At 42.3% G+C, this 26,681-nt stretch carries 27 protein-coding genes and 1 riboswitch; of the genes, 11 read left to right on the top strand and 16 right to left on the bottom strand.

All coding sequences use genetic code 11. The features are described from left to right. Positions 1-191: 191 nt before the first annotated feature. On the top strand, positions 192-740 hold the full coding sequence (locus tag JZ784_RS16310) for a DUF4256 domain-containing protein (protein ID WP_346315609.1): 549 nt from the start codon (positions 192-194) through the stop codon (positions 738-740). A gap of 5 nt (positions 741-745) precedes the next feature. Here JZ784_RS16310 and JZ784_RS16305 read toward each other — a convergent pair whose 3' ends face one another. The 6 genes from JZ784_RS16305 to JZ784_RS16280 all read right to left on the bottom strand — a co-directional run bounded on the left by JZ784_RS16305 (position 746) and on the right by JZ784_RS16280 (position 6,673). Next, positions 746-1,249: a transglycosylase SLT domain-containing protein gene (locus tag JZ784_RS16305; RefSeq protein ID WP_346315608.1), complete on the bottom strand. Its 504-nt coding sequence runs from the start codon at positions 1,247-1,249 to the stop codon at positions 746-748. 248 nt (positions 1,250-1,497) lie between these two features. Continuing rightward, positions 1,498-1,986 carry a GNAT family N-acetyltransferase gene (locus JZ784_RS16300; protein WP_346315614.1) on the bottom strand — a complete coding sequence of 163 codons (489 nt, stop codon included), beginning with the start codon at positions 1,984-1,986 and terminating at the stop codon, positions 1,498-1,500. A gap of 109 nt (positions 1,987-2,095) precedes the next feature. Beyond that, positions 2,096-3,295, bottom strand: a complete 1,200-nt coding sequence (locus JZ784_RS16295) for an acyl-CoA dehydrogenase family protein (RefSeq protein ID WP_346315607.1) — start codon at positions 3,293-3,295, stop codon at positions 2,096-2,098. 23 nt (positions 3,296-3,318) lie between these two features. Continuing rightward, positions 3,319-4,605 carry an acyl-CoA dehydrogenase family protein gene (locus JZ784_RS16290; protein WP_346315613.1) on the bottom strand — a complete coding sequence of 429 codons (1,287 nt, stop codon included), beginning with the start codon at positions 4,603-4,605 and terminating at the stop codon, positions 3,319-3,321. 233 nt (positions 4,606-4,838) lie between these two features. Then, positions 4,839-6,212, bottom strand: coding sequence for an AarF/ABC1/UbiB kinase family protein (locus JZ784_RS16285; RefSeq protein WP_005009516.1), 1,374 nt, complete (start codon positions 6,210-6,212; stop codon positions 4,839-4,841). 155 nt (positions 6,213-6,367) lie between these two features. Then, the gene (locus tag JZ784_RS16280; protein ID WP_130147922.1) at positions 6,368-6,673 is read right to left on the bottom strand and encodes a hypothetical protein; all 306 of its coding nucleotides are present in this window, start codon (positions 6,671-6,673) and stop codon (positions 6,368-6,370) included. A gap of 149 nt (positions 6,674-6,822) precedes the next feature. On the opposite strand from JZ784_RS16280, the gene JZ784_RS16275 reads away from it, so the two are divergent. The 4 genes from JZ784_RS16275 to JZ784_RS16260 all read left to right on the top strand — a co-directional run bounded on the left by JZ784_RS16275 (position 6,823) and on the right by JZ784_RS16260 (position 10,062). Continuing rightward, complete coding sequence (locus tag JZ784_RS16275; protein WP_346315606.1) at positions 6,823-7,218, top strand: lysozyme inhibitor LprI family protein; 396 nt, start codon at positions 6,823-6,825, stop codon at positions 7,216-7,218. Positions 7,219-7,288: 70 nt separating this feature from the next. Continuing rightward, complete coding sequence (gene prmB, locus JZ784_RS16270) at positions 7,289-8,299, top strand: 50S ribosomal protein L3 N(5)-glutamine methyltransferase (protein ID WP_346315605.1); 1,011 nt, start codon at positions 7,289-7,291, stop codon at positions 8,297-8,299. A gap of 13 nt (positions 8,300-8,312) precedes the next feature. Beyond that, positions 8,313-9,407, top strand: coding sequence for a chorismate synthase (gene aroC / locus JZ784_RS16265; protein WP_346315604.1), 1,095 nt, complete (start codon positions 8,313-8,315; stop codon positions 9,405-9,407). Between the two features lie 109 nt (positions 9,408-9,516). Beyond that, positions 9,517-10,062, top strand: a complete 546-nt coding sequence (locus JZ784_RS16260; RefSeq protein WP_346315603.1) for a GNAT family N-acetyltransferase — start codon at positions 9,517-9,519, stop codon at positions 10,060-10,062. Positions 10,063-10,177: 115 nt separating this feature from the next. Here JZ784_RS16260 and JZ784_RS16255 read toward each other — a convergent pair whose 3' ends face one another. Beyond that, on the bottom strand, positions 10,178-10,702 hold the full coding sequence (locus JZ784_RS16255; RefSeq protein WP_346315602.1) for a hypothetical protein: 525 nt from the start codon (positions 10,700-10,702) through the stop codon (positions 10,178-10,180). A gap of 252 nt (positions 10,703-10,954) precedes the next feature. Further along, positions 10,955-11,731 carry a hypothetical protein gene (locus tag JZ784_RS16250; protein WP_346315601.1) on the bottom strand — a complete coding sequence of 259 codons (777 nt, stop codon included), beginning with the start codon at positions 11,729-11,731 and terminating at the stop codon, positions 10,955-10,957. Between the two features lie 153 nt (positions 11,732-11,884). Next, a riboswitch (glycine riboswitch) is annotated at positions 11,885-11,973 on the top strand. 147 nt (positions 11,974-12,120) lie between these two features. Here JZ784_RS16250 and JZ784_RS16245 point away from each other — a divergent pair. Next, positions 12,121-13,365 carry a D-amino acid dehydrogenase gene (locus JZ784_RS16245; protein ID WP_346315600.1) on the top strand — a complete coding sequence of 415 codons (1,245 nt, stop codon included), beginning with the start codon at positions 12,121-12,123 and terminating at the stop codon, positions 13,363-13,365. 72 nt (positions 13,366-13,437) lie between these two features. On the opposite strand, the gene JZ784_RS16240 is transcribed toward JZ784_RS16245, so the two are convergent. Further along, positions 13,438-14,301 (bottom strand): NPP1 family protein, encoded by an 864-nt coding sequence (locus JZ784_RS16240; protein ID WP_346315599.1) that lies wholly within the window; start codon positions 14,299-14,301, stop codon positions 13,438-13,440. 114 nt (positions 14,302-14,415) lie between these two features. Then, positions 14,416-15,063 carry a hypothetical protein gene (locus JZ784_RS16235; RefSeq protein WP_346315598.1) on the bottom strand — a complete coding sequence of 216 codons (648 nt, stop codon included), beginning with the start codon at positions 15,061-15,063 and terminating at the stop codon, positions 14,416-14,418. A gap of 100 nt (positions 15,064-15,163) precedes the next feature. On the opposite strand from JZ784_RS16235, the gene ispF reads away from it, so the two are divergent. Then, positions 15,164-15,652: a 2-C-methyl-D-erythritol 2,4-cyclodiphosphate synthase gene (gene ispF / locus JZ784_RS16230; RefSeq protein ID WP_346315597.1), complete on the top strand. Its 489-nt coding sequence runs from the start codon at positions 15,164-15,166 to the stop codon at positions 15,650-15,652. Here the strand turns inward: ispF and JZ784_RS16225 are convergent. The 4 genes from JZ784_RS16225 to JZ784_RS16210 form a co-directional block, all read right to left on the bottom strand. Next, on the bottom strand, positions 15,640-16,164 hold the full coding sequence (locus JZ784_RS16225) for a protein tyrosine phosphatase family protein (protein ID WP_346315596.1): 525 nt from the start codon (positions 16,162-16,164) through the stop codon (positions 15,640-15,642). The two genes, ispF and JZ784_RS16225, sit on opposite strands and share 13 nt — an antisense overlap. Before the next feature lie 96 nt (positions 16,165-16,260). Next, entirely contained in the window at positions 16,261-17,352 is a 1,092-nt protein-coding gene (locus tag JZ784_RS16220; RefSeq protein WP_005009544.1) for a 3-deoxy-7-phosphoheptulonate synthase, read from the bottom strand. Positions 17,353-17,478: 126 nt separating this feature from the next. Then, positions 17,479-18,387: a sulfite exporter TauE/SafE family protein gene (locus JZ784_RS16215; protein ID WP_346315595.1), complete on the bottom strand. Its 909-nt coding sequence runs from the start codon at positions 18,385-18,387 to the stop codon at positions 17,479-17,481. Between the two features lie 117 nt (positions 18,388-18,504). Next, a complete protein-coding gene (locus JZ784_RS16210; RefSeq protein ID WP_346315594.1) occupies positions 18,505-19,086 on the bottom strand; it encodes a hypothetical protein in 582 nt (193 codons plus the stop codon). 140 nt (positions 19,087-19,226) lie between these two features. On the opposite strand from JZ784_RS16210, the gene lpxB reads away from it, so the two are divergent. Then, positions 19,227-20,405, top strand: coding sequence for a lipid-A-disaccharide synthase (gene lpxB, locus JZ784_RS16205; RefSeq protein WP_346315593.1), 1,179 nt, complete (start codon positions 19,227-19,229; stop codon positions 20,403-20,405). 25 nt (positions 20,406-20,430) lie between these two features. Here the strand turns inward: lpxB and JZ784_RS16200 are convergent, their stop codons facing one another. After that, a complete protein-coding gene (locus JZ784_RS16200; protein ID WP_005009549.1) occupies positions 20,431-21,369 on the bottom strand; it encodes an AraC family transcriptional regulator in 939 nt (312 codons plus the stop codon). Positions 21,370-21,562: 193 nt separating this feature from the next. Between JZ784_RS16200 and JZ784_RS16195 the strand changes: the two genes are divergently transcribed. The 3 genes from JZ784_RS16195 to ybaK all read left to right on the top strand — a co-directional run bounded on the left by JZ784_RS16195 (position 21,563) and on the right by ybaK (position 24,403). Continuing rightward, positions 21,563-22,756 carry an alkane 1-monooxygenase gene (locus JZ784_RS16195; protein ID WP_346315592.1) on the top strand — a complete coding sequence of 398 codons (1,194 nt, stop codon included), beginning with the start codon at positions 21,563-21,565 and terminating at the stop codon, positions 22,754-22,756. Positions 22,757-22,908: 152 nt separating this feature from the next. Beyond that, positions 22,909-23,610: a hypothetical protein gene (locus tag JZ784_RS16190; protein WP_346315591.1), complete on the top strand. Its 702-nt coding sequence runs from the start codon at positions 22,909-22,911 to the stop codon at positions 23,608-23,610. A 325-nt stretch (positions 23,611-23,935) separates the two neighbouring features. Further along, positions 23,936-24,403, top strand: a complete 468-nt coding sequence (gene ybaK / locus JZ784_RS16185; protein WP_346315590.1) for a Cys-tRNA(Pro) deacylase — start codon at positions 23,936-23,938, stop codon at positions 24,401-24,403. 351 nt (positions 24,404-24,754) lie between these two features. Here ybaK and JZ784_RS16180 read toward each other — a convergent pair whose 3' ends face one another. Beyond that, positions 24,755-26,374: an oleate hydratase gene (locus tag JZ784_RS16180; protein WP_346315589.1), complete on the bottom strand. Its 1,620-nt coding sequence runs from the start codon at positions 26,372-26,374 to the stop codon at positions 24,755-24,757. Between the last annotated feature and the right edge of the window lie 307 nt (positions 26,375-26,681).

Raw genomic sequence — 26,681 nt, 5'->3', positions numbered from 1 at the left:
GAAACCTCTTAGCGCTGATGGTAGTGTGGGGTTACCCATGTGAGAGTAAGTCATCGCCAGCTCATTATTCGAAAAACACCCCTAACTCAAGCAGTTAGGGGTGTTTTTTTATGCATTAAATAAGCTAGACAATTTTAATAAAGAAGAGTGATTATACTGGAGACAAAAGGATCATTAAGGCTGTCATTGAAATGCTGATAGAACAAGATACTGACAAATTGCTAGATATATTGAAAAGCCGTTTTGAAAAAAATATGGGCCGGCACATGAATATGGCATGGAAAGGTGTACAACAAAAATTGCTAAATAATTCTTCCAAATTATCTGCACTTTATGAAATGGAAAGTACAGGTGGAGAGCCTGATGTTGTCCTTCAAGAAGGACAATATCATGATGTAATTTATTATGATTGCAGTGTTGAATCGCCAAAATTGAGGCGTGGACTTTGCTATGATCGTGAAGCATTAGAAAATAGAAAGGATCACCCGCCAAAAAATAATGTTATCAGTATGTCTGAAGAAATGGGTGTAACACTTTTAACAGAACATGAATATAGAGCGCTACAGGAAAAATTTAAGTTTGATTTAAAATCATCCAGCTGGGTATTAACCCCTTCAGCTATTCGAAATAACGGCGGAGCCATATTTTGCGATTGCCGTTATGGACGTGTATTTACGTATCATAATAGTGCGCAGTCATACTACGCATCACGTGGATTCCGATGTAAGCTTATTCTCTAATAACTCTATAAAGCGCTTTTTAAAATTTTCTGATGCTGTTTAACTTGTTTAGCATAGCGTTTTCCTTGCTTTTTCATACGCCGGTCAGAGTTATACCCAGTTGGTCCAACATTGTAATAGGCTAATGCTTTAGGCCATTCACCAGCTGTATTTTTATAGCGGGCAATAATATAGCTTCCACATTGAATATTAGTGTATTCGTCAAATAAATCACCAGGACAGTTGTTTTGCCAATAGCGGGGAATAATCTGTGTCAGTCCAACTGCACCAGCAGGTGATGAAGCATAACTGCGGTAACTTGATTCTTGTCTAATTACAGCAGCTAAAAGCAATGGATCTAAATCATAGCGTTCAGCACTTTGTACAATCATTGGCGATACGCGATTAGCCATATTAGGATCAACTGAATAGGCGCGCTGGATTCCTGCAGAAAGTTTTGCCGCGCGTTTCTCAACTGATCCACCGCCAAGAGATGAGCAGCCTGTAAAAACGGTTGCTGTAATCAGCATGCATAATGATTTCACAGTGGTGTTTTTGGAAAAATGAAGCATATTGATGTATTTTAGCTGTTGAATTGAGTTGAACAAAATATTTACTGTCGGATCTTTAAATTAATTCAAAATATTATTCAGCATTATGTGAGCAGTCAATTGTTTCGAAAGCTGAAGCTGTGTTGAATTTGTTAAGCGAACACAGTTGCCATGAGTAATGGCGAAAATTGTTTGCTAATGAAAATCATAAGCTGCCGTTGAGAAGCTTATGTTAAACTTTTCAGCATCCAGATTTCACAGGCATGGCTATGTCCAGTATTGCCTTTGGGTGTAGATAAATGCTGGAAACCCAGTTTTTCGTAGAGTTTAACTGCCTGCCATAAATTGGCGGTGGTTTCTAAATAGCAAAAATGAATGCCATGTTTTGCAGCAAATTCAAAAGCAAGGGATAAAATTTGCTTTGCAAATCCATGACCGCGAATTTCAGAACTAAAGTACATTTTTTGTATTTCTAAAATATTAGAATCACCCTGTAGCGGGGAAATGCCTCCACCGCCTAAAATGACTCCGTGATTGTTTTCAATCACCCAATAGTGTGCATTTTTCTGTTGGTAAACGTCATAAAGGTTATCCAATATGGAGTCTGCAACTGCAAAGCCTGATTCGGCAGCAAGTCCGAATTCTTCCGAAACTTCACGGATGACACTGGCAATTTGAGCATTATCTTTTTGTTCAATAGTGCGGATTTTGTACATATAAAGTTTGGGATAAAAAAATAAAGATGGATTGTTATAGTATGTTTTACTGTAAAAATCCATCTTTAAATGAAATCAAAAATAGCTTAGCTTAGTGCTTTGAAAAAAGTTATTTAAGTTCGCTGGAAGATTTTCCTAGTTCACGCCGCGCGATAATAAGTTGCTGAATTTGCTGCGTGCCTTCAAAAATATCCAAAATTTTAGAATCCCGTGCCCACTTTTCTAGAAGCTCATCTTCGTTATAGCCAACACTTGCTGCTAACTCTACGCATTTGAGTGTAATTTCATTGCCTACGCGGCCTGCTTTTGCTTTGGCAATTGAGGCTTCACGTGAGTTTGGCTTTTTGTTGTCAGCCATCCAAGCAGCTTTAAGCATCAGTAAACGGGCTGCTTCCCATTCAGCCTCCATATGGTAGATTTGAGCGGCTAGATTTGAGGTCTGCAAGTAGGGAGTCGCATATTGCTCATTCAGCTCATCTTTAAAGATTTCCTTAATGCGTTCTAACGATGCTTTTGCACAGCCAACTGCCATGGCTGCAACGAGTGGACGGGTATTGTCAAAGGTTTCCATGACGCCTGCAAATCCCTTGGCAACATCAATTTCAGCATTTCCCAATAAATTAACAGCAGGCACCCGGCAGTCGATGAAACTGATGGCTGCTGTATCAGAAGCTTTAATGCCGAGTTTGTGTTCTAAGCGTTCAATCTTCATGCCAGGCGTTCCTTTTGCCACGACAAAAGATTTAATGGCGGAACGTCCTAATTTCTTATCCAATGTCGCCCAGACAACAACTGAATCTGCACGCTCACCAGAAGTAACAAAAATTTTTTCACCATTGAGGATATAGTCATCGCCATCTTTTATGGCAGTCGTTCGGATTGCTGCAGAGTCAGAACCGCAATTGGGTTCGGTAATCGCCATAGCGGCCCATGTTCCATTAAAGCGTTGCAGCTGTTCCTCATTCGCAACGGCTGCAATTGCTGAGTTTCCAAGCCCTTGACGGGGCATGCTCAGCAGCAGTCCTGTATCGCCATAACACATTTCAATGATGCTGAGTGCTGTAGACATATTGACGCCATTTTTATTGCCAGAATCCGTATCACCGCGCTTATTTACAGCTGCGCCGGCATTCATGCCATCACCGCCCTCATTCATGCCATCGACTAAAGCTGACAGCATGTCTAATTCTTTAGGGTAGTCATGTTCGGCTTTGTCATATTTTCGGGAAATTGGACGCAATACATTCAGAGCAACTTCATGTGCTTGATCAATAAGCATTTTGAATTTTTTAGGGTTTTGCAAGTTCATTGATTTATTCCTTTTAATGCTGATTAGGCATGCAGGCCGGAGTGCATGATGGCAGTAGAGCGCAGGTCCCGGTACCAGCGCTCTACAGGATGTTCTTTGGTAAAGCCATGACCGCCAAGAATTTGCACGCCATCTGTGCCAATTTTCATAGACTTTTCTGCACAGAGCAGGCGCGCCAAGTATGCTTCACGGTGGAAAGGCTTGCCGGATTCAGCCAAGCTTGCGGCATTCAATACCAGCATGCGCATTGCATCAATTTCAATTGCCATATCTGCAATCATGAAGGCAACGCTTTGACGGTGTGAAATGGGTTCACCAAATGCAGTGCGCTCATTTGCATATTGAATGCAGTATTTTTTAACGGCTTCGCATGTGCCAATCGCCATTGCGCACCACATTAAATTGCCTAAGTTTAAGAAAGCAGCATAATCAAAATCGTCATCACCCAGCCGTTCTGCAGGTGTATTATTAAAGTGCAGGGTGACAGTTTCTGCGGCTTTTAATCCCATGGCGGGAGTTTTTCTGACAGTAATGCAGTGATTTCGGGTAACGGCAAATACATCAGGCCGGCCTTCAAATTCAGCGGAAACCAGCAGCACATCAGCCGATTCACCTAATAAAACCAGTGTTTTTTCGCCAGTAATGCTGTACAGGCCATTATTTTTAGCGGCTTTCGTTTTTAACTTAAAGGGATTAAAAGCGGGTGTAGCTTCTTGTACTGCAAAGCTGCCTTGAATTTCAGCATCTTCTGCAAAACTCGGCAAATATTTGGATTGAATCTGCTCAGATCCCCATTGTGTAATCGCATTGATGACACTGAAAGTGGAAAGCAGGCCGGCACTTAAGCTAAAGTCACCTTGAGCCAATTGTTCGGCAATTAAGATATTGCTGACGATATTTTTTTCTGCGGCAACACCGCCGAGCGCTTCGGGCAATGCATATAAATTCAGGCCCAGTTCAATGCTGTACTGATATAGCTCTGATGGAAATTTTTCATTTTGATCTGCATTTTGCGCCAAAGGATAAAGCACTTCTCGCGCAAATTGCGCCATGGCATCCGAAGTCATCTGCTGTTCTTCAGATAAACTTAAATCAAATAATGACTTCGATTGATTTGGTAAGCGCTGTTTATGTACATTATTTTGCGGTTTAAATACCTTTTGCGTTTTATTCAGTGTTTTAAATCCAGCTTTAGAGCCTTGGTACAGTGATTTTTCGACAAATTTTCTTAATTTGAGTTGATCTAATACATCACTGCCGGCAATTTTTGTGAGCAATGACAGCCCAAATCCTTGCGCTTTATTTACCATGTCATTCATTTTTGTTTTTCCAGAAAGAAATGTTTTTCTAAATTTATGCTGACATGAGGATGGTGAAAAAACCATGTCAAAACTGACATAGTTCATTGTCATTGATAAGCGGATAGCATTTGAAGAAATATATGTTTAATGAATTGTTTTTTAATTATTTAATTTTTTTCGTATTTGGGAATTTACATTAGGAATTGACCTGAATGACAAAGGTCATTCAGGTCAGAAACCGTTTATTTGTATTTTTGGATCATTTTTCTGACATTGGTTTTAGCTTCAATGACGGTCATGAATGTGTAGGCGCCAATAAACTTCCGGCTGATAAACATGAACTCCTTCGGTGGAACACTGAAATAGCGGGATGCCATCGATTTAGAAGCCTGCTGCATGACACGGCTATGCAGCTGGCTTTTTTTCCAGTCATAGCGGTTCTGTTCATCCATTACGCCGGCAGGCAGGTCCGCATTATTGAGCGGGGTGCTGAATGCTTCGGTCGCTAGCAGGAAAACTTTGGCCATATCCGGCTTGATGCTTTGCGGAATAGAGTCGAAGAAGCTGTATCCTGTCATTGCATTTACCATTTCATCAGCATTGTGATTAAATCCTGCAAAAATAAGATTGTGCGCAACTTTCAGCAAATGCTGATCAAATTGGCGGATGGCGCCAAAATCCAACAGCACAATTTTATCTTGCACATCTAATCCATTGCCTAAACGGACTAAATAGTTGCCGAAGTTTGGATCGGTTTGCATTTCACCCCATTCAAACAGTTCACGTACTGCAATTTCAAGTGAAGCCTCACCTAAAGCATTGCGGCGTTCTTGCGGCAAAGACAGCATCACTGGGCTGTTGATGGGTACGCCGCGTTCGAAGGTCATGCACAGCACTTGATCGGTGCAATATTCATCAATAATCTGCGGGACAATATAGCGCGGATCATCTTTCAGGCGTGATGCAAAACGGCGTGTGGTCTCAGACTCAATTTTGTAATTGACTTCACGATGCATCATTTCACGCACTTCATCAAACCATTGATCAAATTCGCGGGTTTGCGGCACCATTCGAGTGAGTTTCAGCATATTCCGGAAGAGATTCATATCTGAATCTATGGCATCTGCCACACCTGGATATTGTATTTTTAAGACAATTTCCAAGCCGTCAGACTTGCGGACTGCACGGTGAACTTGCGCCAATGATGCAGTACCCAGCGGTTCGCGGTCTATGGTCAGCTCATCTAGCTTAGAACCCAGCTGAACATGCAGCTGTTCTTTAATTGCAGGCCATGCCAATGCTATTGTTTGATTATTCAGTGTATTTAGGGCTTGCGTAATTTCTTCTGGCAGAAAATGCTCGCCATACAATGCCATCATTTGGCCAATCTTTACAATTGAACCTTTTAGCTTGCCAATTTCGGCAACTAAATAGTCCGCCTGTTCTTTCATGGCTTTCTTGCGTTTACGTTCTTTTTCTTCCTCACTGGAAAAAATAGAGGTAGCATTTGATGCAGCCCAGCGGGTTCCTGCAAGCAAAGATGCTTTTGCAATCGATAAGCGTCGATCCATTGAGGATGTTTTCAGCTGTTTGAGCTTATCGTTCTGATCTGACATGTAAACTAAATCCTTTAATCAGCAAATAGCAGAATAATTCATTGTAGCGAATCTTACCGTGTCTGCGCGTATTAAAAAAGTTTAACGTGCTGAATAACCAGTAAAGTTATGCAGCCTAAAGAATAAAACTGCTTTAAAGAAAGGCAGTGGATTGCTTAAACATTGAATTTAATTTTCATTTCCGATTTTTGCTGCAAAAGCAGTTTGTTGTCCTGCACATGCTGGCAAATAAGCTTTTTGACAGATTGATGCTTAAAGCCGCTTGCGTAGCCTTTCACAATAATAATGCTGGGCAAGCTAAAAAACAGATGTTTTGCATCTTCCAAAGTAGGCATGGTGAAAATGCCATTTTCAATTAGAACCTGCTGAAAGTACTGTTTTTCTTCAATGACTTTGGGAGAGAGTGAATCATTCCAGTAACTTTGACGCATTGCCATCAGGTTATTGTGTTTATAGCTCATATCTTTTTAAACTTAAATCTTACAGAAAGTATAAGAAGCTTTTTTTTGATTTTCAATTATACTTTTCTTTTTAAAGCATTCTGAAAAATGCTATAAAATGCGGAATAAATTTTATAAATATTTGCAAATTTTAAGTTGGGGAATGCGATATGATTAAGCCTTTTATGCAAGGCGTTTTATTGTGCTGTGCTGGGATATCCGTGCAAACTTTTGCTTTAGGATATTCATCGGGCTATGAGACTTGCATGCGTAATGCCAATAGCCAGTCTGAAAAAATTGCCGCTTGCCAAAAAAAAGAGTTGAAAGTTCAGAATAAGCGCGTAAAAAAATTATATAAATTGACGTTGAAGAATGCCAGTGAATCAGAACGCTCTTTAATTGAACAATCACAAACGGTATGGCAGCAACGTTTGAATAATGCCTGTAATGTCAGCGCAAAGAAATTGAAAGAATATACTTTATCCAATTCTAGTTGTGCACTTCAAATGACACTCTCTCATGCTGATATGATGGAAGTGCAATTGAGGAATAAAATTCCGAAGTAATTTTCAAAAAAAACCACCAAAACTAAGGTATCATAAGGCGTTTAAAAATATGACCTTGGAGACGCCTTAAGTGGATCGACCGACTATTAGCCCTGAACATATGCAGGAAGCCGCTGAAAATTTAACTACTATTCGTGATTTTATCCGTTTTGGTGTTTCAGCTTTACGTCAATACGATGCACATTTAGGTCAAGGTACAGAAGATTATTTTGCTGAAAGTTCAGCATTGGTGCTGCAAACTTTGTCATTGGACTGGAATGCCAATCCTGAAATTCTAGACGCTAAGCTGCTGCCTAGTGAAGCGGCTGAATTCTTGGCGCTGCTGGAACGCCGCATCAATGAAAAAGTTCCAACGTCATACCTATTGAATTTGGCGTATTTCTTTGGCAAGCCATTTTATGTGGATGAGCGTGTGCTTATTCCGCGTTCACCAATTGCAGAGCTGATAGAAAACCGTTTTGCTCCATATTGCTTGGGTGAAAATGGTGAAATGGGCGCAGCCGTCAATAATCTGCCAGAAAATCCAAACCCTAGAACGCCGCAGCGCATTTTAGATATGTGTACGGGTTCAGGCTGTATCGCCATTGCGCTGGCTTATGCATTCCCAGATTCAGAAGTGGATGCCACAGATATCTCTAAAGAAGCGCTCGAAGTTGCTTCAATTAACGCAGAGCATCATAACAAGCAGTATCAGGTCGCATTGCTTGAATCTGATTTGTTTGAAAAAATTCCAGCTGAAAATCAATATGATTTAATCGTGTCGAATCCTCCATATGTAGATGCGGAAGATATGGCGGATTTGCCTGAAGAGTTTCATCATGAACCTGAATTAGCGTTGGCTGCCGGTCAGGATGGTCTGGATTTGGTGCGTAAAATGCTGGCTCAGGCCGCTGATTATTTAACCGAAGACGGTTTGATTGTGATCGAAGTTGGCAATTCTGAATGGGCGATGCGTCAAAATTTCAACACCGTTGATTTTTACTGGCTGCAGTTTCAAAAAGGCGGTACCGGTATTTTCGCTTTAACGGCCGAGCAGTGCCGTACATACAGAGATTTATTCCTCCAATCTATTCAAGCTTAAGGAGCCGTTGAACATGGCTGGCAATAGTATAGGGCAATTATTCCGTGTGACGACTTGCGGTGAATCACATGGCGCAGGATTAATGGCCATTGTGGACGGTGTTCCGCCAGGCCTCGCGCTGTCTGCAGAAGATTTGCAAAAAGATTTGGACCGCCGCAAGCCAGGCACATCTAAATTTGCAACCCAACGCAAAGAGCCGGATGAAGTAGAAATCATTTCAGGTGTTTTTGAGGGTAAAACAACGGGTACATCTATTGGCCTGCTGATCCGCAATACCGATCAAAAATCTAAAGATTACGGCAATATTGCTCATACTTTCCGTCCCGGCCATGCCGATTATACATATACGCAAAAGTACGGCTTCCGTGATTACCGGGGCGGCGGACGTTCTAGCGCACGTGAAACAGCGATGCGTGTTGCTGCTGGCGCAATTGCGAAGAAGTGCCTATTTGAAAAATTCGGCATTGAAATCCGCGGGCATGTGACTCAAATCGGTACTGAAAAAGCTGAAAAACTGGATTGGAATGAAGTTCCGAATAATCCATTTTTCTGCGGTGATGCAGATGCCGTGCCTCGTTTTGAAGCCTTAGTCACTTCACTTCGTGAACAAGGCACCAGCTGCGGTGCAAAATTAGAAATTATTGCATCGAAAGTGCCTGTGGGCTGGGGTGAACCTGTATTTGACCGTTTAGATGCAGACATTGCACATGCCATGATGTCCATCAATGCGGTAAAAGGTGTAGAAATCGGTGACGGTTTTGGCGTTGCCGAGCAGTTTGGCCACGAAACACGTGATGAGTTGACGACGGATGGATTTCTTGCGAACCATGCGGGCGGCATATTGGGCGGAATTTCGAGCGGTCAGGACATTCGTGTTGCCATAGCATTGAAACCGACAGCTTCAATTACCACGCCGGGTAAAACCATCACGATGAATCGTGAAAATGCCGATGTGCTGACCAAAGGCCGCCATGATCCTTGTGTTGGCGTGCGAGCAACACCCATTGCAGAAGCTATGCTGGCCATAGTGCTGATGGATCACTTCATGCGCCATCGTGCGCAAAATGCTGATGTGGTTGCGCCATTTGCGCCGATTGAGCCCAATTGATTATCATTTTGATGCTAAAAAGGCCAGACAATTGTCTGGCCTTTTATTTTAAAGAGACGCATGTTGCGCTATAAAAGAACAATACATTAGAAAAGATTGCAGTAAAAATATGATAAAGCCGAATTTTAGACTGGCGCACGAGGATGACTTGGCTTCTTTGACTGAAATGATAAATCAGGCATACCGCAGCAATACGGGCCAAAGCTGGACCAATGAAGCCTCTATTGTAGGTGGTTTGCGGATAACCCAGGCACAATTGCTGGAAAGCATGAGGCAGCCTAATTTTGAGATTTGGGTATTAGAGGGAAAGCTGGAGAATCCATTGCGCATATTGGGATGCATAGGATTAACAAAAAATTTAAATTCTGTAGAAATCGGCAGTTTTTGTGTCGATGCATTTTTGCAGAATATGGGGCTAGGCAAGGCGCTGTTGAATTTTGCAGAGCGTTACGTTGAGCAGAATTATTCTGAAATTAAAGTGCTGGACATGTATGTATTGAATGTCAGATCTGAGCTTATTGCCTTTTATGAACGGTGCGGCTATACGAAAACATTGAATATTGAAGATTATCCGATAGATGCGAATGTAGGCGTACCGCTTGTCGACTTGTATTTAGTGCATTTACAGAAAAAAATAGACAGCATGACTGCTTAGCGGTGTGAAGAATGGAATAAATAATTTTCATTAAATAGAAAAGGCGCATTAAATAATGCGCCAAAGGGACTTTTAAAAAATTTGCGAGCGTTTTTAAGTGCAGAAAGGCTTTGCCTCAATATGCGCGAAGGAATAAGCGGTAAGCTTTTGATTGAGTGCCATTACTCAGCATAGCATGTGAAATGTCTCCTTGATTCGAGCTGAGCAGCACCTGAATATCTTTTGCATTTTTAAAGCGGGTCAAAAGGCTTGATGGCACATGCACGGTATTTGATGAATCTATGACATTCGAATTTTCTAACTGACGGTATGACGCAGCGCCGATGGTGCTGTAAGAGTATTTTTTACCATCAACAACAAACGTAAACTCGTTTAACTCTATTTGGTTCGGGCTGTAAATATGAATGGAAAGATCGTTTTTGCCTTGGCGTTTAGTCCAATTAATCGCGAGTTCCGGACAGCCGGGAATATTTTCACAAAGCAGCGGGCCACGTGTTGTCGTACGCGTCACAGCTTTAGAGTTTTCAACAGCTTTAACTCCTTGCGCGATGGATGCTGGCGTTGAGCTTGATTTAGACGGCACAACAATACAGCCTGACAGCAATGCTGTGAGGCAGGCAATAAGCAGACAGTTTTTCATTTTTAATTCTATAAAACTTTATTTTTATTAAGCTGTATTTATTTTGCTGGCTATAATCACATATAAATAATAAAAAGTAAAATTAATCACATTATTGAATATGCATTTGATAGATATATTTTTAAGCATTTGTTTTCATTCATTTTAATTTAATTGCGTGCTGTTGAATTATCATTTTGATGCACTGTATGCTATTAACAAAATTCAGAATGATTGCTGTGCACGCCTAGTCGAACGCATGATTTTCACTGCTTAAGGCAAATTTAGCTTCTTTATCTTATCTAAAAGCCGGTTTTTTGCTTGATCAATCATCGCTGCGTTGGTCGCCGTTGATAATTCGGCCGCCGTTTTTTCACCCAAAAAGTATTTAATACGTTCAGCATTGGCGCCAGAAGGATGCGGAAAGCCGTCCAAAATTTGTTCTTCACGTAAATAGCCTAAGCTTGATAAAGCATAAAGCACTTCAACTACACTAGAACCGAAAGGGATATAGATGGCGTTAGGCAATTGTGCAATTTCAGGCAAGAAGTACGTTTTTATATGCTGGTTTAAAAAGTCATTCTTCAGCATATTGGGATTGGCGCCAGTATAATTTTTACCTTTGACGAGAATGCATTGATGCAGCACAGAAGTCATATGAACCAAAGACTGCTGTTCATTAAATAAAAGTTCCGTTCCTGAAATGCCCAGCACCTGCGGCAGGCCAATAGAATCTAAGATTTTAACTAAATTTTTGCGCAGAGGTCCGCTGAAAGCACCGGCGGCTTTTGCCAGCTTGAGAATCTCATCCGTATCTAATCCTTGCTTGAGGCCATCTTGCGCTGCTTGCAAAGCATTGCGCCATTGCAGCTGACCTGGGCAGATGCCGACCAGTACAATTTTTGCCTCGGTATTGATTGCATCAAAAGGGGCATAATAACTGTCTAAATTTCCAGATGTTCCAAGGCGCAATATGGATGAGTGTGTCAATTCATCAATGGAATGCTGCAAAATTTTATCTGAAAAATCCTTAAAACTGTAAGCGTGCATTGTCTGGATAGCTGTTAAAAGCGGAGGAACGCAATTTTATACTTTATCAGTGCTGCTGGAAAAGCTGAACATTAAATTTTGGACTGCAGGCTGAAATATGAAATTAAAAAAAATTGCTTGGATCTGGTATAAAAATTGCTCATATTATAGAGAGCAATTATTGCAGGAGAGAAGCGCTCAATGCGCTCGCCGAAGGAGCAAAGCCTCAGGAAACTCTCAGGCAAAAGGACTGCAATAATTGAAAAAATCTGGAGAGAAGCATCTAAAAGAGAATGCTCACCGAAGGGGGAAGATGAACCTGAAATCATTCAGCTTCATTGAAGCTCTCAGGTACCCAAACAGATGAGGCGCAATGATTTGAAATGCTTTTTGCATTTTAAGGAGTGCCTATGTGCCGTATAGCAGTGATTGGTGCGGGAATTACCGGTGTTACAACAGCCTATGAGCTTAGCCTTCTGGGTTATCATGTTACTGTGATAGATAAGCATTTATATCCGGCAATGGAGACATCATTTGCCAATGGCGGACAGCTGTCTGCATGCAATGCAGAAGTTTGGAATCAAAAGGCGACGGTGCTTAAAGGCATTAAATGGATGTCGGAAAAATCTGCGCCTTTGCTTTTGAACCCCAGTTTCAGCGTGCATAAATATGCATGGCTGATGGAATTTTTAGGCAATATCAAACATTATAAAGAAAACACTCAAGAAACAGTCAGGATGGCATTATTGGCCCGGCAGCGGCTGTTTGAAATTGCAGAAAAAGAAAGTATTGACTTTAATTTGGAAAAACGCGGGATTTTGCATTTTTACTATACTAAAGCAGATTACGAGACTGCAATTCAGGTCAATACACTGCTATGTGAAGGCGGTTTGGAACGCTATGCTGTAAGCCATGATGAAATTAAATCAATTGAGCCGAGTTTAACGGGAAATTATTACGGCGGATTTTATTGTCCAGGAGATGCAACTGGCGATATTCATAAATTTACGGCTGGCTTGGCGCGAGTCACACAGCAAAATGGCGTGGAATATTTATTCGGTCAGGAAGTCATATCCATTCAGCATTATGGGCAAGGGATCAGTATTCAGTTTAAAGCCAGCGATGAAAATATGGATGCAGATGCAGGCATCATTGAAGTATTGAATGCTGATGCTGTCGTGGTATGCGGAGGTGTGGGCAGTTATCAGCTAGCGGACATGCTGGGTGACCGCGTAAATATTTACCCTGTTAAGGGATATTCGATTACTGTTGAGCTGCGGGATCAAGACAGTCAAAAATATGCGCCGTGGGTGAGTTTGCTGGATGAAAGCGCCAAGATCGTCACTTCACGGTTAGGTGCTGACCGTTTGCGTGTAGCAGGAACGGCAGAATTTAATGGCTATAATCGTGATATCCGCTCTGACCGGATTCAGCCCTTGGTCGATTGGGTGAACCGCAATTTTGATTTATCGACTGAGTTTTCTGTACCTTGGGCAGGGCTGCGCCCGATGATGCCAAATATGATGCCCATCGTAAACCGCGGCAAACGGGAGCGTGTTTTTTACAATACGGGACATGGGCATTTAGGCTGGACGCTGTCAGCGGCAACAGCGGCGATGATTAGCCAACAGGTTGCTCAAGCACACCGTATATAAAAGATAATTGAGCAGTACGTAAATATTTTTAGAGAGGATAATGAAGGCGCATGAAAATGCGCCTTCTGAATATTATTTGAAAGTTACTTGATCTTTTTTCCAAGAATCTGGGAGCCACTTATTGATGTAGTCAACATTTCCCACTTTTAAATTAATCCCGCCATTGTGCCATTTTTTCAAGATGGCAATGTATTGAGATGGCAGTGTTGCTTGTCCAGGTTGTTCTTTATATTCAATGTAGACACTATTGTCCTCGCCAAACCATTTACCATTTGGCGTTGGATTTGTTGCCTTAGGGACAAATTGTCCATCTTGTTTTTTGCCGTCATATTTGCTGAAATCATGAGTTCCTTTATGCATCACGTATTTTAAAGGAAAGGTATTAGGTTGATTTAATAGATGAGGCACCTCTTGGCTTGGGTATCGTTTCACTTCTGTATGCTGTGACGCGCCTACATATTCAACTTTATTATTTTTGATATAAAGTAGTGCATGTTCCCATTCATGTTTGTGCCCAAATGTAGGGGTAATAATGCCTACATCTTTTACAGCATACATGCCAAAAATCCGGACTATATACTGATTGCCATTTTTTTCAGTTTTATATTCTTTAACAATAACTTTAGCTCTATCTAATTGATCGTTGTATGCGCATTTACTATCATAAGGTTTTTCATTTGGCATACCGGGATTTGGCTGTAATTGTCCGGAAATTGCAGCAACTGGACTGGAAAGTAGGCAGCCATCATTTCCAAAACCAAAAACGACTTTGGCATTAAGTTGGCCAAAGTTAAAAGGTTGGGGCAGTGCTTCATGAGAAACAGTCGCACATGCAGGCTGGCTGCTATTTTCTACACATGTAGCAGGCTGCCATGCTTGAGTTTGGGAAGAGATTGCTGCAAAGCAAAGTGAACCGAAAAGTAATTTAATATTCATTGTTTACCCCTTATAAATTCTATGAAAACTATAAAGGGCTAAAAAAAGGCTTAGAATACCTAATAATAAGTATTTGAAGATTAAGAGCTGAAATTCATGAATTCAGCAAAAACATCAATCATATAAACGGTAAACACCCGCAAAACGTTCACAGCCTTTTTGCACAGTTTTAACTGAAAGAATCGCTTTGCTGTAGTTAAACTGATATTTGCAATCATGCTCGTTGTCAGTGACTTCAGTTTTTTGATTTGGCGTGGTATAGGCTAAAAAGGCGATGCTTTGAGCATCTAAGCGGTTGTTCGGGTTGCGGTAGGCCACAGCTTCAATTTTAATGCGGTCTTTGCTGAGCTGATGGACTTTCATATGCACCTGCTGCTGTGCAAAACCGCCGCGTTCAAATTTTAAGTAGTGCTGAGTCAGGCTTTGATTCAATGATACAAAAATATTCAGGTCATCTGCGCGCAAATCAATTTGCTGCTTAATGCAGTCAATACTTTTACATTGCTTTAACCGCTGGACCCACATCAGCTGAGTGTCTTTGATAATGCGGGCAGGCGCATCGGTAACCAGGAGTGAGGTCAGGTAGAGGTTATCCAGATGATCACGCTGTTTAGAAAAAGCTGCTGAACACACTTTTTGCAAAGAGTGGCCGGGGACCGAGCAGTCTATTGCTTCTGCATGGATAGGGCTTGAGAAAAAAAAACCAATACTTAAGCCAATTGTAATGGTTTTGATGATATTTATATCAGATTTCAACAGCATGATCGCTTATACTTTCACTACGTTGCGCTTGTACTAACTATAGCGAAATAGAAAGCGTGAATACAAGATTTCAATCGTTTATTTCTAAAGGAAGAATGCGATGGCTGCACAAATTAGAATCGGTCAAGGGCTCGATGTCCATGCTTTTGAAGACGGTGAGTTTGTTACTCTCGCTGGGGTGCAAATTCCGCATACGCATGGCTTAAAAGCGCATTCAGATGGCGATGTGGTTTTGCATGCGCTGTGTGATGCCTTATTGGGCGCATTGGCGCTTGGTGATATTGGACAGCATTTTCCAGATACAGATCCAAATTTTAAAGGCGCTGACAGTAAAGTCTTATTGAAGCATGTGTATCAGCTTATTTTAGACCGCGGCTACGTGCTGTCGAATGCGGATATAACCGTTGCATGCGAACGCCCTAAATTGGCAAAGCATAATTTAGAAATGCGCCAAAGCATTGCAGATGCGCTGAATGTGGATACGACGCAAATCAGTGTGAAAGCGACGACCACTGAAAAACTGGGTTTCACTGGCCGTCAGGAAGGCATTTTATCGATGGCAACCGTGCTGGTTGTTCACGCAAAATGATTTGGATGAATTAAAGACTGCTGCAGCTCTTGAGTTGATTTACGGCCCTGCAGCTGGAGTGAAACAGCATGAATTAAGCCTGTCCATGTTTCATTCGGCTCCCAAATCTGGTGCATCAGCTCCTGTGCTGCGGGCATGTCTATATTCATATAGTATTGACGGTATAAATACATCAGGCTGCTGATACGGAAATTTTTTGAGCAGTGCACCCAGACCATTTGTTCCTGCACAAGATGATCAATCATATCCAGCACCAGCAAACATTGATCATCTGACGGCGTATCCCAAAGAATGGGCACGTGAATATAGTTCAGGCCTAATTCCAGGCAAATACGGTCTTCGCTGTCTAAATGATTGCTGGCATCTGTCAAGGCAAGGTTGATGACGGTGGTTACGCCGTATTCTTTAATCAGCTGCAGCTGTTCCGCGGACGGCTGCCCAGAACTGAACAGGTGTTCGTGAACGAACTGGAAGTTTTCAATTTGGCTTAAACCGTTTTCAATCTCATTCATGCTGTTATTTTTGCTTTCAAGTCATGCAGTCACTATAAATTAAAAACGCCATCTTGACGATGGCGTTTTACAGTTCTTTGCGTCTTTGCTTAGCCCTTAACGGTTTGGCAATACGCTTTTGAGCGCTTCATGCATTTCCAGCAACGCGTGCTCAGTGGTTTCCCAATCAATACAGCCATCGGTTACAGATTTGCCGTATTCCAAGCTGCTCAGGTCAGCAGGGATGTCCTGGCGTCCGCCTTTTAAGTGGCTTTCCACCATCAGTCCAACAATAGACTTGTTGCCGTCTAGAATTTGCTCGGTAATATTTTTTAATACTAACGGCTGCAAGTACGGGTCTTTGTTTGAATTGGCATGGCTGGCATCAATCATGATTTTGCCGCTGACTTTGGCTTTGGCCAATGCTGCTTCTGCTTCCGCGACTGAACCTGCGTCATAGTTTGGCTTGCCGTTGCCGCCACGCAATACGACATGCGCATAAGGGTTGCCGCTGGTATGAATGACAGAAACTTGGCCTTGGTCATTTAAGCCAAGGAAGCTGTGGCCATGCTTCACAGACTGCATCGCATTGGTAGCAACGGTTAAACCGCCGTCTGTGCCATTTTTAAAGCCGACTGGCGAAGATAAGCCTGATGACATTTCACGGTGCGTTTGGCTCTCTGTGGTGCGCGCGCCAATTGCAGACCATGAAATTAAATCTTGATAATACTGCGGTGAGTTCGGATCAAGTGCTTCAGTTGCGCAAGGCAGGCCTTTTTCATTTAGTTCACGAAGCAGCTGGCGGCCAATGCGCAGACCTTTTTCAATATTGAAAGAGTCGTTCATATCCGGGTCATTAATCAAGCCTTTCCAGCCGACAGTAGTACGCGGCTTTTCAAAGTACACACGCATGACCACATAAATTGTATCTTTAATTTTTTCGCTTAATACTTTCAGGCGGTCAGCATACTCATGCGCAGCAACGGTGTCGTGAATTGAGCAGGGGCCAATCACAATGAATAGGCGCTTGTCTTTGCCATCCAAAATATTGCGGACAGTTTCACGGCCTTTAAGAACGGTCTGATAAGCAGTTTCAGTCAAAGGTACTTCTTTTTTGAGTTCCGCTGGCGTTACAAGAGGCTGAATGCTTTTTACATTCACGTCATCGATATCTGATTGAGTAATTGGGTTTGACTGTTGTGTATTCATTGCCGTCACTGGTTGTTCATACAAAAGGTTGTTTCATGAGCCGAATATAACATGAATGCACTGCTTCATTGTTATAAAAAAGATCAATATGTCGGTGAAAAAAAAGTGATGAATCGTAAAGATAATTTAAACATTCACTGTTTTATGCAGATTTGCAGCATGGGTTTGAATGAGCATTGCTGTTTCAGGTTTAGCTGCTGGTTTTGATTTCACGGGATGAATAATGAAGTTTATCCCCAGTGCAAATAGTGTAATGCCTAAAATTTTACGGATTAATTTTTCAGGCAGGCGAGAGCTGATCAGGGTGCCGATGACAATAGCTGGGATTGAGCCGCACAGCAGCCAGCCAAGCAAATGGAAATCGACGTTGCCTGAGGTCATATGGCCCATGCCGGCAACAAAGGTCAGCATTACGGCATGGACAACATCTGAACCGATAATGCGGATCATCGGCAAATTAGGAAACATCAATACCAACGCCATAATGCCGAATGCGCCGGCGCCGACAGATGAAAGCGTAACGAAGACGCCTAAAATAATGCCCATAATGACAATATAGAGGCGTTTATTTTTTGCCTTGAAATTAACGTATTCCAAGTCTTCTGTCATGTCGTCTAAAACATCGGCTTTACGGAATTTGTTGAAAAAGCGTTCTATATGTCCGCGGAACATAATTGAAAGGCCAGTCAGGGTCAGCATAAAGCCAAGCACCATGGTTAATACCGCTTTATAGCTGCTGGATTGGCTTAAGTAATTGTCCAGAACCCAATGCGTGGCGAAGGAAGCCGGGATGCTGCCGATGGCAAGCCAAATGACGATTGGCCATACAATATTTAATTTTTTTGCATGTACTAAGGAACCGCAGAATTTTGAAATAGCGGCGTAAAGCAGGTCAGTACCAATGGCGATATGAGGCTCAATCCTAAATAAGCTGATGAGGATAGGAGTCATTAGTGAACCGCCGCCGACACCGGTAATGCCGACACAGAAACCGACCAAGACACCAGCCAGAATAAATTCAAAAGGACCAAACATGGTTATATGCCAAAATCAAAAAACGAGCATATCTTATGACTTTTAAATATAAGCTGTTGTCTTGATTAGTGATTTGCTTATTCTAAAAAATGATAAAGATTGCGGAAAGCATGCTGTTCACGCAGATGACCTATTAAGCGGCTTTCGCAACGGAAGGCTGCCTAACCAAATCAAATTGATCAGGCAAAGCAGTCTTAAGAGATACAAAGGCATGTATACAGTTTTCTGCCATGCTGCAAAGTCCTTTGCATCGGCGGCATAAGTGATGATTTCCTGATCAGGTAAATGTTCTGTAAATTGGATTTTACGGATAAACATATCTTGTGGTGTATTTTTATAGTTCATCAAACTGCGCTTCAAGACTATGCCTTCAAGGTGAATAATTTTGGGCTGGATATTTTTTTCACAGAGCGATTGGATCGATTTGGCCTGATTTGCACAATGCGCAATCCATTTTTTCCGATGCTGCTGAATGACCAATGATCGTTGCTGCCGCTGCTGAATATCGATATTCTGCAGTTTGAACTGCACGGGCTGCGGAGACATCGGTATCCATGTGCTTGGAAACACAAGAAAGACCAATAATTGAAAAATGCCGGATAGAATGAGGGTCAATAGGACATGCTGTTTGGACCAGTGCCACAGGTTTAGAAGCGGCTGCCTAATTTCTTGCAGCATCCAAGTTTGTACAGTACGCAATCGTATCTCTTTAATGCTATGAATAATTCTTTTGCGCCTTTATAGCCTTGCTTCTGCCAGTATAGCGAGCAGCTATAAAATACAGGACTATGCTAAAATGTGCGTACTTTAGAATAGATTAAACTCTTGAGGATAAAAACTTGCAAAACCGGAAACTCAAAATTGGAATCGTCGTGGGGGAAGTCTCAGGAGATACTTTGGGCGCCAAACTGATTCGCCGGTTTCGTGAGCAGGGCATCGATGCTGAATTTGAGGGTATTGGCGGTCCGCAAATGATCGCTGAAGGCTTTAAAAGCTATTATCCTATGGATATCCTTTCGGTCATGGGTATTGTTGAAGTTTTGAAGGATATCAAAAAACTTTTTGCAGTGCGTGATGGGCTGGTTGAAATTTGGAGCAAGAATCCTGTTGATGTGTTTGTCGGCATTGATGCGCCAGATTTTAATCTGCGGCTGTCTAAAAGCTTAAAACAGAAACAGTTGCCGATTAAAACCGTGCAATATGTCAGTCCATCGGTATGGGCATGGCGGCAGGGCCGCGTGCATGGCATCAAGGCCAGTATTGATTTGGTTTTATGTCTATTTCCTTTTGAAAAAGCATTCTTTAAGAAATGGGATGTGCCGGCAGCCTTTGTCGGCCATCCTTTAGCAAGCCAGCTGCCATTAGCAAATCCAATCGCAGATGCCAAAGAAGAATTAGATCTCAATCCAGCTCAGCAGCATATTGCATTATTACCGGGCAGCCGCCGCGGTGAAATTGAGCGCTTAGGTCCGCTGGTGTTGGATGCAGCTCAAATTGTGATGCAAAAGCATCCTGAGTATGTCTTTCTGATTCCTGCCATCAATGATGCGCGAAAGCAGCAGATTCAAGCGCTCTTGGATAAGTATCCTGCTGATTTAAAGGCCAAAGTACAGCTGCTTGAAAATACGGATTCAGAATCAAAAATTGGCCGTCAGGTAATGAATGCTTCAAATATAGTGGCATTGGCTTCGGGTACGGCAACGCTGGAAGCCATGCTGCTGCATCGCCCAATGGTGACATTTTATCAGCTGAATTGGCTGACTTATCATGTGGTGAAGTTCTTAATTAAGATTCCATATTATTCTTTGCCAAACATTATTGCCGGGAAAAAAGTCATTCAGGAGCTGATTCAAAAAGACGCAACACCGGAGAAACTGGCGGATGAAATTGAAAAACTGATGAATGTTGAAACCGCGCAAATTCAAGCGATGCAGCATGTCACCATGCATAAGCAGCTGCTGTCTGGGAACAGCGAAGACCCCGTGCAGGCGATTTTAAGTCTTTTGGAAAAGGCATGATCACTTTTGCAGTTGCTGAATACGGTTAAGCATTTTGCGGATGCAGCTGCCGATATTGGCTCGGTGTCAGTTCATAGCTGCGCTTAAAGCTTTGGCTAAAGGCCGTTTCAGATGAATAGCCTACTCGATATGCGATTTGCTGAATAGACAGCTGGCCAGAGCGCAAATGCTGTGAGGCTAGCCTCAGGCGGTGCTGCTGTAAATAAGCCAGCGGCGTTTCACCGATGATTTGGGTAAACAGATTGGCGAATTTTGAACGCGACATGCAGCATTGTTCTGCCAAGCTTTCAACAGTCCAAGGCAATTCAGGCTGTCCATGAATCACGGCCAGCGCGTTAGATAGTTCAGCGTGAGTCAGCGCATTCAGCCAGTTATGCGAATCGCTGAGCTGCGCAATATAATCACGCACGCATTCAATAAATAAAATACTGACTAAATGATCGAGTATTTTATCCCGCCCTGGGCGGATTTGATTAACCTCCACGGCTAAGAACTGCAGGCCAATCTGCAGCCACTCAGGCGCTGTGCTGCTCAAAATATGCTGTATATGCAGATATTTGGGCAGAGCGTTAAACAGCGGTTTCGCCATGATGCTGTCGACATGCCCGCGTATGGCAAGAATCAGGCAGTCTTCGCGCTGCGGATATTGATCTGACTCTAAATTGATCGTTTTTTGATGCTTTTCATCAAACAGTGGACGGATCTCTAGCGCATCTTGAAAAACGGAATCGGTCGATGCGGTGCAAAGGTGATTTTGTCCAGACGGAATTAAAATCAAATCACCCGCTTCAAGCTGAATTTTTTCACCTTCAACATGCAGCAGGCATTGGCCTTGCATCATGATATAGGCAATCATTGCGCCGTGTTCATGGTATTGAAAAGCCCAGTTATTCTTGGCTTTCAAATAGATATATTCAGATTTGTTCAGATGAATATCATCAAAAATTTTACTTAAAGCATCCATGTTTTATCATTCTATCTTCATTGCATATTGGCTGGTTAAATATCCCAACACAGTCAATACCGCATTGAGAGGACAGTTTTTATCAATATATGCCAAAGACTTTGGCATAGTTTTTTTGGACGCTTGCAACTGTTATTGCGCCTGTATTTCTTGAAATATAAACATAGAAGAGAGAAAGAAGGAAGTCTTGCAAATGAATGCTCCAGCAAAATTAAACCAAGAGCAAATGCAGCAGTTCAATGGCGCGTCCATTGACAAGAAACGTTACGGCTGGTTATTAAGCCCAGGATTGCCTGTAATCGGTATGGGCATTTTAGCGGGCTATCATTTTGGCCCGAAAATGACCAAAAAAGTCTTTGCCATGGGGGGGCCGCTGTTATTGCACGTGATTATTCCTGCAATTGATGCGCTTGTTGGTTCTGATGACAATAACCCGACAGATGAAGATATTAAAGTGCTGGTGCAAGACCCCTACTATGACCGCATTGTCAAAGTATTTATTCCTTTGCAGATGGCCGCGAATATTTTTGCCGGCTATGTGGTGACGCGCAAAGATGTGTCGTTCTTAGACCAGATTTTGCTGGGCGTATCGATGGGCGCGATCAACGGCATTGGCGTAAATACAGCGCATGAGCTGTGCCACCGCCCAAATAAAAAGGATCATTATTGGTCGCATGCAACGCTCGCGCCGCTGGCATATAACCACTTCCGTATTGAACATCCGTATGGGCATCATAAGCGCGCTGCAACGCCTGAAGATCCTGCATCTTCAAAAATGGGAGAGACTTTTTATGAGTTTTGGCCAAGAACGGTATTTGGCGGTGTAAAATCTGCAGTTCAGATTGAAAAGCAGCGCTTAAAACGTAAGGGCTTGTCTTTCTGGAGCAAGGAAAATGAGCTGTTTCATGGCTGGGCAATGAGTGCTGGATTTCACGGGGTAATGCTGTCTTTATTTGGCAAAAAGGTGGCGCCGTATTTGGCAACACAAGCGCTCTATGGCATCAGCCTATTTGAAATTATTAATTATATTGAACATTATGGCTTAAAGCGCGAAGAAAAGGCGGATGGCAGCTACGCGCGCACCATGCCTGAACACAGCTGGAACAATAACAATGTGGTGACGAATTTGTTCCTGTATCAGCTGCAGCGGCATTCAGATCATCATGCATATCCAACGCGGCCATTTCAGGCGCTGCGACACTTTGATGAAGCGCCTGAACTGCCAAGCGGCTATGCGACGATGCTGCTGCCTGCACTGATTCCATCGCTGTGGTTTAAGATGATGGATAAGCGTGTATATGATCATTATGAAGGGGATCTAACGAAGGCCAATATTCATCCCAAACGCCGCGCCAGCATCTTTAAGAAGTTTGGGTTGAGTGTATAAAAGCGATTCAAGGTAAAATCAAGCCCAAACAGACTGTTTGGGCTTTTGATAAATAAATGTGTAAATTTTCTAGATGAATGTTTAAATTTTTTAATAAAAATATAATCATCAAATGGATAAGATAAAAAATAAAAGAGCAGTTGGTGATGATATTGCAGAATTTAGAATATGGCTTTCCTGCAGGAACTCGTGTAGTAACTAAACAAGGCTTAGTTCCGATACAGAATATTAAGATAGGGGGGTTGCTCTTATCACAATCGGATTCTGGGCAAGGGGAGCCCTATTATCAGCCTGTAGATCAGATTGTATATACAGAACATAAAGGAATTTGGAAACTACACTATTTTGAAATTAAAGCTGGTACAGATTTAGCCAAATTGCATAAAGGAATGCTGCTGCAGCTTTCTCATAAAGGAAAGCTTAAAGGTATTTCTGCTTCTGCCAGCGCGTTGTTTCTGGTGAAGGACTTGGGCTGGACGCGTCTTGATGAGCTGAAAAATGGTCAAATCATACAAACCATGAGCCCTGAAATTGAGGCAATAGTTTTTATGTCTAATCCCTTGCGTGAAATCACACTGTCAAATAGTGCAGGCAGCTATCATGTGCGAAATCTATTTGATGCTGATCGAAAAGGTTTTGATATTCCAGGCGATGATTATTTTGGTCTATTTGGATATGACGATAATGGGTTATGTGCAATTTTAGATGAAAACTCATTTAGTCCTTTAAAGGCAAAGGGGCAAGAAGTTCATATTTTAAGCACGACATTTAAAAGAACAATCTACAATTTAAAAGTTGCAGAACTGGCTAACTTTTATATTGCTTCTAGTGGATTATTGGTTAAGGGTATTTAGGTTCTGTTTGGATTTTATTCATCAATTATTGACTCAGCATAAATAGTGTATAAATTGGTTTAAAAACGATCAATTGTAATGTTGGTTTATATTTATCAATGATTTATGTTGGGAAAAAGTCCACAAAATCTGTGGAAAACTCTTGGGATAAAACCTAGCACAGATCATTTTTGAGTACAAACTCTAATAAATAACTGGAAAATCAACGCATTAGTCTAGTGAGGATTATGATAAAAGTTTCATATGTGAAATAGCCTAAGCAGGCTAAACAATTCTTTTTAAAAAGCTTATAATTTCAGAATCACATGCTAAATATCAGTCAAAGATGACACCTGCTTGCAAACTTTTAAAATCACAAAAAATCGAATTTTCTATTCATGAATACGAACATGACCCAGATGCTAAAAGTTTTGGTCTAGAAGCCGCAGAAAAGCTCGGGCTGCAGGTTGCAGAAGTCTTTAAAACACTGATGGTGACAGACGAAAAAAACTATTTTATTGCGGTGTTGCCAGTCAATCATCTGCTGAGTTTAAAAAAAGCAGCGGCAGCATTTGGCTGTAAAAAACTGAAAATGGCCGATCCGAAAGATGCCGAACGTTTAACAGGCTATCTGGTTGGCGGGATCAGCCCAGTCGGGCAGAAGAAGCGCTTAAAAACAGTGATTGATGCCTCTGCAGAAAGCCTAGTTAAAATTTATGTCAGCGGCGGCAAGCGCGGGCTGGATATAGGGCTTAAACCGCAAGACTTGGCTAAGGTGTTGGGTGCAAGTTTCGCAGATATTATTGATGAATAACCATATTATTTTAATTGATAAAATTGAGCCTCATAGAATGTGTTACTCACATTATTGCTCATAAATGAAAATCCTTAAACCCAATAAAGCCGCATTAGGCGATTTTATTGGTTAATGCTGCATCACACATTTATATGTACTAAGAATTGGCCGCCGATGGCGCTTTCGAGCTTCAGGTCATTCACTATCGTTTACAGAAAATGGCAATTCTTCATATTCATTGCGGTACGTACTCATTAACTCACTGATGAGTATAAACAGCCATCCTGTCATCCCTAAATTTCAGCACATACCAAAAAATAAGAGCGCTGATGGGCGCTCTTATACTGGATATTCTATATTTGAATGATATCAGTGAAAGACGGTTTCCAGCGCCTTCAACCCAACTTTGGGATCGAGCAGGCCATTGTAGATGTCTGGAATGTCGCGCTCTACACCAAAGAATTCATAAATCGCCAGCATGGCGCCGCGCACTGAATATTCAACGGTAAACACCACATCATCTTCAATTTCTACGAACTGACCCAAGAATGCAAAGTTTTGAGAACCCTGTGGAATGACTAATGGACGGTCACCTGGTTTACGGCATGCGAACAGTGCGGATGCATACGGCATCATTGCTGTCGTCACATCGGTTGTCCGCAGCACATGCTCTAAAATGTCATCAAAACCCAGCTGCTTAACCAGTTCGGTTAAAATCTCTTTTCCTGTCGCTTCACTCATGGGTTTCTTGATGTAGTCGCCGTTATGGTCAATTTGGAAACCGTAGCCCCATAGCGTGTATATGCCTTCCGGCAAGTCGGCAAAGTGCGGCTGTGCAGGAACAACAATTGATAAGTGCCAGCCAGACTCAAACCAAGTCATCAGCGCGCCTGTACCAGGCTCATTGCCAGTGTAATCAATAATACGTTTTAATAGCACATCATCTTTCATGGTAAGCGTGAACGACTCCCATTTATGCTCATCGATGTTGCCGAAGAACGTCATCGGGCGTCCAAAATCAGGGGCTTTTTTGGCTAAAGTTTCCCACAATGTCCAGCCATGATCCAAACGGTCACGGATTAAAGGCGGCACATCATCATTGCCGCCATAGCGCGAATCGGCAGTAATTGAGCCTAATGTAAAAATGGCTAAGTCATGCGGTTTCAGCTCGATCTGCTCCGTGCCCTCAGGCAGTTTGACATATAATCGTGTCGCGCGGCGCTCCTGAGTTTGTTCATCTGTGACAAAGTCAGCATCGGTCACGTAATTGCCAAAGCGCACATCAACACCTTGCGCTGTCAGCCAGCGCTGCAGAGGCAGAATCATGGAATCATACTGATTATATTTGGTGCGTTTTACGCCGGCGAGGGTATGAATGCGTGGCAGTTCCTGAATGAAGCGCAGAAAGTAGCGGCGCAGTTCAGCAGCGCTATGCCATTTTTGAAAGGCGAAGGTGGTGCGCCACATGCGCCAGAAGTTGGTGTCAAAAAAGGCCGCATCAAAAAATTCGTCAATACGCCGGCTGCCAATTTTTTCCTCTTTAGAGGCTAATAGGAGCAGCATTTGCGCGCGGTGCATTGTGTTTAGGCCTAATTTGGCAGCGTCAGCAATAATATGGTTTGAATCAATCAGGCGCGCTTGGGCGTGGGTTTTAACCTGTTCGTTAAATTCACGGCACTCTTCGCGTACGGAAATTTCGGGGTTTTCTAAGGAAGGAATGCTGGAAAACAAGTCCCAAAGGCATAAATAGGTTTCATCGGTTAACATGCGCCCGCCGCGTGTCACCCATGCCTGTGCAGCATGCGGGGTATGGCCGCCGTCCATTGATCCGCCGGAGATATCAAGCTCTTCCAGAATATGAATATTTTTTGCTGGAACTTTGGCATCACGGATGGCAAAAGCTGCAGCAGCCATACCGGCAATACCGCCGCCAATAATCCAAAGATGTGACTGCTGGGGATCTAAAGAACTGCGTTTGTTATTTTGCATTGTTTGCCCTCGTTTGATAAAAATTATATGCGGAAGATTTTTAAAACCTTAATTTTAGTATGTCTTTTTATATATGAAAAATGCATGAAATTTAAAGCATTTTAATGATAATTTTTGTAATGATGAAGCCATTCTGATCTGAGGCCAGCGGGGAGCAATCCTCGAAAATCCAGTTATGCACCTTACAATGGAGCCGGTATCTTGAGCTGTGCAGCTTGATAAAACATGCACCCTTCAAATCAGACAGTGTGTCCAATTCTTGGGGTGCAGATGAGAGTAGGAGGCTTATAGATAAAGTACTGTATTC

The sequence above is a fragment of the Acinetobacter sp. CWB-B33 genome, assembly GCF_039655955.1.
GTDB lineage: Bacteria > Pseudomonadota > Gammaproteobacteria > Pseudomonadales > Moraxellaceae > Acinetobacter > Acinetobacter bouvetii.
This window is presented reverse-complemented; position numbering and strand designations above follow the sequence as displayed.

What these genes read in the sequence shown, in the direction of transcription:
- JZ784_RS16310 (WP_346315609.1), top strand. Translation starts at nt 192, where the DNA reads ATGCTGATAGAACAAGATACTGACAAATTGCTAGATATATTGAAAAGC.
- JZ784_RS16305 (WP_346315608.1), bottom strand. Translation starts at nt 1,249, where the DNA reads ATGCTGATTACAGCAACCGTTTTTACAGGCTGCTCATCTCTTGGCGGT.
- JZ784_RS16300 (WP_346315614.1), bottom strand. Translation starts at nt 1,986, where the DNA reads ATGTACAAAATCCGCACTATTGAACAAAAAGATAATGCTCAAATTGCC.
- JZ784_RS16295 (WP_346315607.1), bottom strand. Translation starts at nt 3,295, where the DNA reads ATGAACTTGCAAAACCCTAAAAAATTCAAAATGCTTATTGATCAAGCA.
- JZ784_RS16290 (WP_346315613.1), bottom strand. Translation starts at nt 4,605, where the DNA reads ATGGTAAATAAAGCGCAAGGATTTGGGCTGTCATTGCTCACAAAAATT.
- JZ784_RS16285 (WP_005009516.1), bottom strand. Translation starts at nt 6,212, where the DNA reads ATGTCAGATCAGAACGATAAGCTCAAACAGCTGAAAACATCCTCAATG.
- JZ784_RS16280 (WP_130147922.1), bottom strand. Translation starts at nt 6,673, where the DNA reads ATGAGCTATAAACACAATAACCTGATGGCAATGCGTCAAAGTTACTGG.
- JZ784_RS16275 (WP_346315606.1), top strand. Translation starts at nt 6,823, where the DNA reads ATGATTAAGCCTTTTATGCAAGGCGTTTTATTGTGCTGTGCTGGGATA.
- aroC (WP_346315604.1), top strand. Translation starts at nt 8,313, where the DNA reads ATGGCTGGCAATAGTATAGGGCAATTATTCCGTGTGACGACTTGCGGT.
- JZ784_RS16260 (WP_346315603.1), top strand. Translation starts at nt 9,517, where the DNA reads ATGATAAAGCCGAATTTTAGACTGGCGCACGAGGATGACTTGGCTTCT.
- JZ784_RS16255 (WP_346315602.1), bottom strand. Translation starts at nt 10,702, where the DNA reads ATGAAAAACTGTCTGCTTATTGCCTGCCTCACAGCATTGCTGTCAGGC.
- JZ784_RS16250 (WP_346315601.1), bottom strand. Translation starts at nt 11,731, where the DNA reads ATGCACGCTTACAGTTTTAAGGATTTTTCAGATAAAATTTTGCAGCAT.
- JZ784_RS16245 (WP_346315600.1), top strand. Translation starts at nt 12,121, where the DNA reads ATGTGCCGTATAGCAGTGATTGGTGCGGGAATTACCGGTGTTACAACA.
- JZ784_RS16240 (WP_346315599.1), bottom strand. Translation starts at nt 14,301, where the DNA reads ATGAATATTAAATTACTTTTCGGTTCACTTTGCTTTGCAGCAATCTCT.
- JZ784_RS16235 (WP_346315598.1), bottom strand. Translation starts at nt 15,063, where the DNA reads ATGCTGTTGAAATCTGATATAAATATCATCAAAACCATTACAATTGGC.
- ispF (WP_346315597.1), top strand. Translation starts at nt 15,164, where the DNA reads ATGGCTGCACAAATTAGAATCGGTCAAGGGCTCGATGTCCATGCTTTT.
- JZ784_RS16225 (WP_346315596.1), bottom strand. Translation starts at nt 16,164, where the DNA reads ATGAATGAGATTGAAAACGGTTTAAGCCAAATTGAAAACTTCCAGTTC.
- JZ784_RS16220 (WP_005009544.1), bottom strand. Translation starts at nt 17,352, where the DNA reads ATGAATACACAACAGTCAAACCCAATTACTCAATCAGATATCGATGAC.
- JZ784_RS16215 (WP_346315595.1), bottom strand. Translation starts at nt 18,387, where the DNA reads ATGTTTGGTCCTTTTGAATTTATTCTGGCTGGTGTCTTGGTCGGTTTC.
- JZ784_RS16200 (WP_005009549.1), bottom strand. Translation starts at nt 21,369, where the DNA reads ATGGATGCTTTAAGTAAAATTTTTGATGATATTCATCTGAACAAATCT.
- JZ784_RS16195 (WP_346315592.1), top strand. Translation starts at nt 21,563, where the DNA reads ATGAATGCTCCAGCAAAATTAAACCAAGAGCAAATGCAGCAGTTCAAT.
- ybaK (WP_346315590.1), top strand. Translation starts at nt 23,936, where the DNA reads ATGACACCTGCTTGCAAACTTTTAAAATCACAAAAAATCGAATTTTCT.
- JZ784_RS16180 (WP_346315589.1), bottom strand. Translation starts at nt 26,374, where the DNA reads ATGCAAAATAACAAACGCAGTTCTTTAGATCCCCAGCAGTCACATCTT.